General features: G+C 33.0%; 11 protein-coding genes. 7 read left to right on the plus strand and 4 right to left on the minus strand.

Annotation, left to right across the window (positions count from 1 at the left end; genetic code table 11):
• Nucleotides 1-770 (minus strand): glycosyltransferase (locus ACJAZK_RS14150; protein WP_415224587.1); only part of this gene is annotated, 770 nt, incomplete at its 3' end.
• Between the two features lie 15 nt (nucleotides 771-785).
• Here ACJAZK_RS14150 and ACJAZK_RS14155 point away from each other — a divergent pair.
• Both ACJAZK_RS14155 and ACJAZK_RS14160 read left to right on the plus strand, forming a co-directional pair.
• Nucleotides 786-1,673: a glycosyltransferase family 2 protein gene (locus ACJAZK_RS14155; RefSeq protein ID WP_415224588.1), complete on the plus strand. Its 888-nt coding sequence runs from the start codon at nucleotides 786-788 to the stop codon at nucleotides 1,671-1,673.
• Nucleotides 1,666-2,436: a Kdo domain containing protein gene (locus ACJAZK_RS14160; RefSeq protein ID WP_415224589.1), complete on the plus strand. Its 771-nt coding sequence runs from the start codon at nucleotides 1,666-1,668 to the stop codon at nucleotides 2,434-2,436. Before ACJAZK_RS14155 ends, ACJAZK_RS14160 begins: the two co-directional genes overlap by 8 nt.
• Here ACJAZK_RS14160 and ACJAZK_RS14165 read toward each other — a convergent pair.
• On the minus strand, nucleotides 2,413-3,186 hold the full coding sequence (locus tag ACJAZK_RS14165; protein WP_415224590.1) for a glycosyltransferase family 2 protein: 774 nt from the start codon (nucleotides 3,184-3,186) through the stop codon (nucleotides 2,413-2,415). The genes ACJAZK_RS14160 and ACJAZK_RS14165 overlap by 24 nt on opposite strands.
• Before the next feature lie 44 nt (nucleotides 3,187-3,230).
• Between ACJAZK_RS14165 and ACJAZK_RS14170 the strand changes: the two genes are divergently transcribed.
• Nucleotides 3,231-4,052: a glycosyltransferase family 2 protein gene (locus ACJAZK_RS14170; protein WP_415224591.1), complete on the plus strand. Its 822-nt coding sequence runs from the start codon at nucleotides 3,231-3,233 to the stop codon at nucleotides 4,050-4,052.
• A gap of 218 nt (nucleotides 4,053-4,270) precedes the next feature.
• Here the strand turns inward: ACJAZK_RS14170 and ACJAZK_RS14175 are convergent, their stop codons facing one another.
• Together ACJAZK_RS14175 and ACJAZK_RS14180 are read right to left on the minus strand one after the other, a co-directional pair.
• Nucleotides 4,271-5,338: a glycosyltransferase family 9 protein gene (locus ACJAZK_RS14175; RefSeq protein WP_415224592.1), complete on the minus strand. Its 1,068-nt coding sequence runs from the start codon at nucleotides 5,336-5,338 to the stop codon at nucleotides 4,271-4,273.
• A gap of 84 nt (nucleotides 5,339-5,422) precedes the next feature.
• On the minus strand, nucleotides 5,423-6,238 hold the full coding sequence (locus ACJAZK_RS14180) for a 2,3,4,5-tetrahydropyridine-2,6-dicarboxylate N-succinyltransferase (protein ID WP_415224593.1): 816 nt from the start codon (nucleotides 6,236-6,238) through the stop codon (nucleotides 5,423-5,425).
• A gap of 497 nt (nucleotides 6,239-6,735) precedes the next feature.
• On the opposite strand from ACJAZK_RS14180, the gene ruvX reads away from it, so the two are divergent.
• The 4 genes from ruvX to mazG all read left to right on the plus strand — a co-directional run bounded on the left by ruvX (nucleotide 6,736) and on the right by mazG (nucleotide 9,108).
• Entirely contained in the window at nucleotides 6,736-7,149 is a 414-nt protein-coding gene (ruvX, locus tag ACJAZK_RS14185) for a Holliday junction resolvase RuvX (protein WP_415224594.1), read from the plus strand.
• Between the two features lie 54 nt (nucleotides 7,150-7,203).
• Complete coding sequence (gene def, locus ACJAZK_RS14190) at nucleotides 7,204-7,794, plus strand: peptide deformylase (RefSeq protein WP_415224595.1); 591 nt, start codon at nucleotides 7,204-7,206, stop codon at nucleotides 7,792-7,794.
• A 15-nt stretch (nucleotides 7,795-7,809) separates the two neighbouring features.
• Nucleotides 7,810-8,235, plus strand: coding sequence for a DUF5606 domain-containing protein (locus ACJAZK_RS14195; RefSeq protein ID WP_028872057.1), 426 nt, complete (start codon nucleotides 7,810-7,812; stop codon nucleotides 8,233-8,235).
• A gap of 87 nt (nucleotides 8,236-8,322) precedes the next feature.
• Nucleotides 8,323-9,108 (plus strand): nucleoside triphosphate pyrophosphohydrolase, encoded by a 786-nt coding sequence (gene mazG / locus ACJAZK_RS14200; protein ID WP_415224596.1) that lies wholly within the window; start codon nucleotides 8,323-8,325, stop codon nucleotides 9,106-9,108.
• Nucleotides 9,109-9,216: the final 108 nt, after the last annotated feature.

The raw sequence follows: 9,216 nt of genomic DNA on the forward strand, positions 1-9,216 counted from the left end.
TCTTTTCTAAAACCAGCAAAGATGATGTGTTCATTTAAATTTTTATTTGATACGTATTGCTTGATCTCATCTTCTAATTCACCAATACCAACTAAAATATATTTCGCTTTTACCGTTTTACGTTTCACTAATATTTCAACGGTATCAACCCAAGTATAGTGATCTTTAAAACCAGTGAAAGCTGCTATGTTTCCTATAAGTTTATAGTCTTTTGAGATGTTAAATTCCTTATGGAGCATTCCATTAGGTGCTTGTTTTTTAAATTTATCAAGATCCGTTACACTTCCAATAACCCTTAGTTTATTATAGTCTTTTACGGCATATTTCAAGACATCGACTACAGCATTAGATACACAAAGAATTTTTTTAATGCCTTTGTAATTGTATTTCCATTTACGAAGTGTATTGGTGTCAACACGTCTTATTAATGTTCTGCATAACACTAAAGGTGCTTTCATACCGAAGAATTTATGAGATAACACAGCTAGAGTATGCGCAGTACTATTGTGCATTAAAACCACATCAATATCTTTTTCTTTGACAATCTTAGCGAGCTGTTTAGCAAATTTGAAATCGTATTCTGACTTAAAATCAAAACCAATCACTTGCATTCCTTTTTCTGTAGCAACCTCAAAAATGGGTGAGTTGTTTGCGCAAACTATATATTGGTCTTCAAACGTATTATGATCTCTGTAGGCTTCATAGAGATAGATGATCTTTTGTTCGTGACCTCTCCAAACTGGAGATGCTGTGATTTGTAATAATTTCATGAATAGTATTAATCTATGACAAAGAAACCAAAAAAAGAATTAATAGTATATCTGTGTTTGAGTTCAATTTATAAAAGTTGTAGTTTTGTGTACATGAATTTTGAAGCACATATGAAAACCTCCTTGGTTATTTCCACTTATAACTGGAAAGAAGCTTTAGAATTGGTGCTTAAAAGTGTCCTCAAACAAAAAATGATGCCTTTTGAAATCGTCATTGCTGATGATGGTTCTAAAGAAGATACACGAAATCTTATTGCACAATACAAAGCGATATTTAAAATTCCTTTGCACCATGTTTGGCAAAAGGATGAAGGGTTTAGAAAAGCGATGATTATTAATAAAGCTGTGGCAAAAGCTGAGGGTGATTATATCATTCAAGTTGATGGTGATTGTATCATGCATCCATCATTTATAAAAGATCATTTGCGCTATGCAAATCAAGGTATGTATCTTTCTGGTAGCCGAGTGACTATTAAAGAATCACATTTAGACTCTTTATTTAAAAAACAAAAGACGCGTTTAAATGTGTTGTCAAAAGGTATAAAAAAAAGAGGGAGAGCATTATATTTACCATTGTTAAGCACTTTTTATAAAGAAAGTGATGGTTTTAATCTTAAAAACAGAGGATGTAATATGTCGTTTGCGCGAGAAGATTTTATATCAGTTAATGGTTACAATGAAGATTTTGAAGGTTGGGGAAGAGAAGACTCTGAGTTAGGAAGACGTTTTCATAACTACGGTTTATCAAACCGACGATTAAAAAACATCGCTATCGTGTATCATATTTATCATTTCGAAAAACCAAAAGATAAATTAGATGAAAACCATCAAATGGAAGTCGATGCAGTACAAAATAAAACCGTTTCCTGTGAACATGGAATTGATAAATATTTAAGTGAGTAGAGCGAAGCAAATATATGATAACTTTAAACCAAATGAGGTCTTCTTAGACGATATCATAACAAATTATGACACTAAAGGAGAGGATTTTGGTAACCAAGATAGAAACTCACTTAAGTTATTCAATCTTGAAGACAAAACACTTAACGTAAAGTCGTTCAGAATTCCTAACCTTATCAATCAAATTGCGTATCGCTTTTTTAGAAAGAGTAAAGCGCAACGCTCTTTTGAATATGGTAAATGGCTCCAAAGTTTAGATATTGGCACACCACAACCTGTGGCATATTACGAGTTTAAAACACCATTCCTTTTTAAAAAAAGCTATTATATAAGTGAGCAATTGGACTGTGAGTTGACCTATCGTGAGTTAACCACAGATTTTGAATATCCAAATCACGAAGAAATTCTTAGAGCTTTTACTCGGTTCACCTATAGATTACATAAAAAGGAGGTTCATTTTCTAGATCATTCTCCAGGGAATACGCTCATAAAAAAAGTAGGTGAAGACTACAATTTTTATTTGGTGGATTTAAACCGTATGGAATTTAAACATTTAGACTTTGATACAAGAATTAAGAACTTTTCAAAGCTGACAACTCACAAGTTTATGGTCGAAATTATGAGTGATGAATATGCGAAAGCTTCAGGAGAAAATTATGATGACATAGTTCATCTCATGTGGAAATATACTGAAGAATTCCAAAATCGCTATCGCAGAAAAAAACGACTCAAAAATAGGATTTTATTCTGGAGAAGTTCTAAGTAAATGGTCAAGCGCTTTGTATCTATAAAACACACCATGAGCATTGAGTGTGCAGATGATATAACCTTCTTTTCCATCTAAAAAACCTAATCTAAAAATATAGTTAGTTATAAATTTATAAGCTGGTTTGATATAGAAATGAAACCAATTTGGTTTCTTACCTTTTTTCAATAATTCTTGAGCTTTTAGTAACCCGTAATGTTCTGTTTTTTGTTTGTAGCTTTCATAATCGCTAAATGAATAATGCAGCATATCATGCTTTAGAACCTTGAAGTCACCATTAAAATCAAGTAATTCGTGTACTAATTTGTCTTCACGATACCTAGTAACACCTTTTTTGAATAGCCTGAACACTTTATCGGTTTGAAGTCCGCTAAATCGCATTACTTTTTTATTAAATATAAAACGTCTTGGGATTTTGAAAGCATCAATACCCTTATTTGTTTTTATCGTTTCTGCTATTTCCTTTTGAGATTCTAGACTTAAACGCTCATCTGCATCAATAAAGAAAACCCATTCGCAATTCGCTTGTTCAAGAGCAAAGTTGCGTTGATCTGCAAAGTTTTTAAACTCGCGTAAAATTACGGTTACATGATCCATTTCAGATAACTTCTCGAATGTGCCGTCTGTACTATGAGAATCTACAACAATAATTTCATCTGCAAAAGCAAGATTATCAATAACCTCCTCAATGTGTTTTATTTCATTATAGGTAATCATCAAAGCCGATATGTTACTCTTGTTGGTTTTCAAATTGGAAGTTAAGAATGTGCGTAAAAATAACTATTTTTGAACCAATGAAAACAATAGATACTTCAGTAATTATTAGTACTTATAATAGCCCAACGTGGTTACAGAAAGTGTTGTGGAGTTTTGATAAACAAACTTATGATAATTTTGAAGTTGTTATTGCGGATGATGGCTCAGGACTAGAGACTAAAACTTTGATTGAGGCTATGAAAACAGAGGTGAGTTATCCTATCCAACACATTTGGCATGAAGACAACGGGTTTCAAAAAACTATTATTCTTAATACAGCGACTGTAGCAGCAAAAGGAAACTATTTAGTGTATACAGATGGTGATTGTTTGGCAAGAGCAGATTTTTTACAAGTCCATATCAATAGACGAGAAGCAGGTTATTTCTTATCTGGAGGTTATTTTAAATTACCAATGGATATTAGTGAGCTCATTTCCGAAGAAGAGATAAAGACACAAGGTTGTTTTAATATTGATTGGTTAACATCTCACGGACTCAAATCATCATTCAAAAACAATAAAATCACAGCGAAAGGGCTTAAGCAAAAACTCCTAAACCTAATAACACCAACTACTGCCACTTGGAATGGTCATAATGCATCGGGTTATAAAAAAGATATTATTGCTGCCAATGGTTATGATGAGCGAATGCAATATGGTGGAGAAGATAGAGAACTAGGAGAGCGTTTATTCAATGCAGGAATCAAGGCGAAACAAGTGCGTTATAGTGCTATTTGCTTGCATTTAGATCATGAAAGAGGTTATGTTAAACCTGAAATGATTGAAATAAACCTTAAGATTAGAGCCACTACAAAACAGCAGAAAGTGATTAAAACGCCTTTTGGGATTGAAAAATTTTAATTTCAGTATTTAGTTAGGAGTCCAATTCGAAACTAAAACAAAATAAAAAAGCAAAATATGGCTTCTCACTTCTTTTTGAAGAGAGAATAATTCATCAGAGATGGATTAGGAGGTATTAAAGGACATTGAGTAAGCATCATTTCAGAAGTTTAAAAAACAGCTCTTGTTGCGCAGATTTAATATCAAAGAAATCACAAGCAATTCTGTTATCTGTATTCTTATTTCTTTTTGAACTGCTCCAAATAAACTTTTAACTTCGGAAATATCAACTCAGGAGGAAAAGAGTCATATAGAGAAAAGGCTTCACCTTTCATTTTTTTTAGTGACTTACCTTGATATAATTCTGGTTTTATATCTTTTAAATGAATTGAGACATTTGTTGTATCATTATCAAACATGATCCAAGCTTCTTTTAAGATCCAAGGTGAGAATACTGTAAAAGTCGAAATATTCAACGCTTTGGCCATATTTACAGCACCACCTTCATTTCCAATCAACGCAGTACAATGATGAGTTATGGCTAAGAAGTCGCGCAAGCTATTCCCGAAGACATCAAAAAAGATCTGTTTTTTAGTGTTGTGTTTACAGAAATTGTAAACGGTTTTAGCTTCATGCTTCTGTTTTGGAATGTAGTTGAATAAAATTTGTCCGTTGGTCTGTTCAACAACAGCATCAATTAAATCGGCCATGTGAGGTAAAGGGTAGGTTTTATTATCCCCACTTCCCAGTACACTAATCATAAATAACGGTTGAGCTAAATCTATTTTAGAATCGATTAAAAACTGTTTAGAACCTTCAATCTCCTTAGGTGATAAATAGACCTTGGGTTTTAATGTCGCAGGAAAATCATCACAAAGCGGTTGCAGTAGTTGTAATCTGTTCTCAACAGCTAAACCTGCATTTGTGTTTGGTATTTTGGTCTCTCTAAAGGTATGTGTGTAATAATGTGAGGTATACCATTTTTTCTTAGATATTTTAATTTTAGCTCCAGAAAATTTTGTCATTAAGTTGCTCGAAAACTTAGAATACACATCGATAACAGCGTCGTAGTTTTCTTTTCTTATATCATTCAAAAAAGAAAGAAACTTAGATTTGTTATCTTCTATTTCGGGAGATACAAACAAAAACTTATCAATAAACGGATTATTTTCAACTACAGGAAACGTATGTGAATTAATTACATAATGTAACTCAGCATCAGGGTATTCAGCTTTAAGGGCCTCAAACAAGATGCTTGTGGTGAGGACGTCACCAATCATTTTCTGTTGGATAATTAGGATTTTCATATTTATAAATTCAAAATTCCAAAAGAAGAGAATAAACCATTGGAATTTGGTGTTTAGGTTTTGAAATTGATGAGTACAACAAGTTTAAACGGCAACATCATATTCACGTAAGGCATCATTTAAAGAGGTCTTTTTATTGGTGCTTTCTTTGCGCTTTCCAATAATCAAAGCACAGGGAACATTAAACTCTCCAGCCGGAAATTTCTTAGTGTAACTACCAGGAATCACTACTGAGCGAGCAGGAACTCTACCTTTCATTTCGACAGGTTTATCACCAGTTACATCAATGATTTTTGTGCTCATCGTCAAAACGACATTAGCACCTAAAACAGCTTCTTTTTCTATATGAACGCCTTCAACAACGATACATCTTGAGCCTATAAACGCACCATCCTCAATAATGACTGGAGCAGCTTGTAAAGGTTCTAAAACACCACCAATACCAACACCTCCAGAAAGATGAACATTTTTACCGATTTGAGCACAACTCCCAACCGTTGCCCAAGTATCTACCATAGTACCTTCATCAACATAAGCGCCAATATTCACGTAGCTTGGCATTAAAATAACGCCAGAAGAAATATAAGCACCATGACGAGCTACTGCATTTGGGACTACCCTTATTCCACGCTTTTTATAATTGCGTTTTAAAGGAATTTTATCATGATATTCAAAGATCCCAGCTTCTAGAGTTTCCATTTTTTGAATAGGAAAATAGAGCACCACAGCTTTTTTTATCCATTCGTTCACTTGCCATCCATCACCACTAGGCTCTGCAACCCTTATTGTGCCTTCATCTAATAAGTCTATAACGCTTCTAATACTGTCAATAGTAACCTGATTAGTTAATAACGACCTGTCATTCCACGCGTTCTCTATATTTTGTTGTAGTTGTTTCATTATCTTTTTTTAAGCTATTTCTACAAATATAAGTGTATAATTGAGATCATTAAATTATGGTGAAATAAAATTAATGTGGCTGACTAAATAAGTGAACTCTTAATCAATGGCTAATTTTTATAAAACCATCCTTATCTGCTAGGAGGGGATTTTATTTAATAGAAAATAAAGATGACTTTATAGTTGTTTGTGTGTGTAATTTATTGTTTAATAGAGTGTTATGTTTTGTTCTGCGTATACAATTAATATAAATTCAAGTTTTTAAAATTGGTTTAGGCTAAGTAGAGATTTTTTTGTGATCCATACTTAAAAGAATTTTATTTAAATGAGACTTACCTAAAAATGCAGTGTCTTAAAATAGTAATGAATTGTTTAAGTTAGAGGGTAAACAATGTCATGCGTTTAATGGATCGTTGATTATTCTGAAACGCTTCTTTAATCTGTAAAGAAGCGTTTTTTTTGTTTAACATATCACAATATAAAAGTAACTTTGTCATATGGCAAGAATATTAGCATTAGATTTTGGGACAAAACGAACAGGAATAGCAGTAACAGATGAGTTGCAAATTATTGCTTCTGGTTTGACAACCGTTGCTACAAAAGAGTTGATTGTATTCTTAAAACAGTACATTTCAGAAGAAAAAGTAGAATTATTTGTCGTTGGTGAACCTAAGCAGATGAATTATGAAGCGTCTGAAAGTGAGGAGTCTATCGCTAAGTTTTTAGTTAGTTTAGAAAAAGAGATACCTCAAATACCTGTAAAACGTGTGGACGAACGATTTACGTCTAAAATGGCATTTCAAACAATGATTGATAGCGGACTCAAAAAAAAGCAACGAAAAGATAAAGCGTTGATTGATGAGATTAGCGCGACAATTATCTTACAGAGTTATTTACAGAATCCGTCTTAAAAATTCTTAAATAATAACAAAAATTGTACTTTTGCACCCGAAAATCACGATATAATGATATTACCAATTGTTGCTTATGGTGACCCTGTTTTAAGAAAAAAAGGAGAGCATATTACCAAAGATTATCCTAATCTAGAGGCGCTTATCGAGAACATGAAAGAAACTATGTATGGTGCTTTTGGTGTTGGATTAGCTGCACCGCAAATAGGCTTGCCGATACGAATTTTTCTTGTAGATACTGAGCCTTTTTCAGAAGATGACGAGTTTACTGAGGAAGAGCAGGAGCAACTTAAAAATTTTCAGCGTACATTTATTAATGCTGAAATCTTAGAAGAAGTAGGTGATGAATGGGCATTTAACGAAGGCTGTTTGAGTATTCCTGATGTGAGAGAAGATGTATTTAGACAACCTAAAGTGACTATCAAGTATCAGGATGAAAATTTTAAAACACATACTGAAGTTTATGACGGTTTGATTGCGAGAGTTGTTCAGCACGAATACGATCATATTGAGGGTATTTTGTTCACCGATAAGCTATCATCACTAAAAAAACGTTTAATAAAAGGGAAATTAGTAAACATTTCCAAAGGAAAAATAAAAGTAGATTACAGGATGCGTTTCCCACTTATGAAGAAGAAGCGCTAATACTTAAAATATATTATGACTTTAGATAAAATACTTTCCATTTCAGGAAAACCAGGATTATATAAAATTATTACACAAACTAGAAATGGTTTTGTTGTAGAATCTCTAATTGATCACAAAAAGGTTTCTGTGAATATCCACAGTAATATAAGTGTATTGAGTGAAATCGCTGTGTATACGTTAACAGAAGAGTTACCACTTAGAGACGTCTTAAAAAAAATAAGAGACAAAGAAGATTCAAAGCAAACCTCGATAAGTCATAAAGATTCTAAAGACAAGTTAGAAGCGTATTTCTTTGAAGTCTTACCAGACTATGATGAAGATAGAGTGTATGCTAGTGATATCAAAAAAATTGTGCAGTGGTACAATTTACTTGAAAAGCATGACATGCTTGGTGCTTTAGAGGACGATAACAAAGTGACTGCAGACGAGGAAGAATAAGCCCGTTAATAGATTGTTCATATTATTTATTACTTAGAATTTCTATCTGAGTGAAACCGTTGTATTTTTAAGTTTTAAATAGAGATTATGTCTGATAAAACTCATCAACTAAAAGCTTTTCAGCGTCTACTTGTCATTATGGATGAGTTGCGTGAACAATGTCCTTGGGATAAAAAGCAAACCATTGAAACCTTACGTCACCTTACCATAGAAGAAGTTTATGAACTTGGTGATGCTATTTTAGATAATGACCTAGAAGAGGTTAAAAATGAATTGGGTGACGTGTTACTTCACATTGTTTTCTATTCTAAAATTGGTAGTGAGAAAAAAGCCTTTGATATTGGAGATGTTTGTAACAGCATTTGTGATAAACTTATTAATCGTCATCCTCATATCTACGGAAATGTAACTGTTGAGAACGAAGCTGATGTTAAAAGAAATTGGGAGCTCATAAAACTGAAAGAAGGCAAAGGAAAAAAGAGCGTTTTAGAAGGTGTTCCCAAAAGTTTACCGGCTATGGTAAAAGCCAGTAGAATCCAAGATAAAGTAGCAGGTGTTGGATTTGATTGGGAAAAACCACATCAAGTGTTTGAAAAAGTACAAGAAGAATTAGGAGAACTACAAGAAGAGGTCAATCAAAATAATCAGGATAAAATAGAAAGTGAATTTGGCGATGTGCTCTTTTCAATGATTAATTATGCACGCTTTTTAAAAGTTGATCCAGAAAGTGCTTTGGAGCGAACAAATAAAAAATTCATTAAACGTTTTCAATATTTAGAGCAAAAATCTAAAGACTTAAACAAACCATTATCAGATATGACACTTGGGGAAATGGACGTTTTTTGGGAAGAAGCAAAGCGGTTGCCAAAATAGGTAATTAGAAAATCGTTTTGATTTTCAAATACTAAAGTTTGGGAAGAAGCAAAGCGGTTGCCAAAATAGGTAATTAGAAAATCGTTTTGATTTTCAAATACTAAAGTT

Source organism: Psychroserpens sp. (assembly GCF_047633235.1).
Classification (GTDB): domain Bacteria; phylum Bacteroidota; class Bacteroidia; order Flavobacteriales; family Flavobacteriaceae; genus Psychroserpens.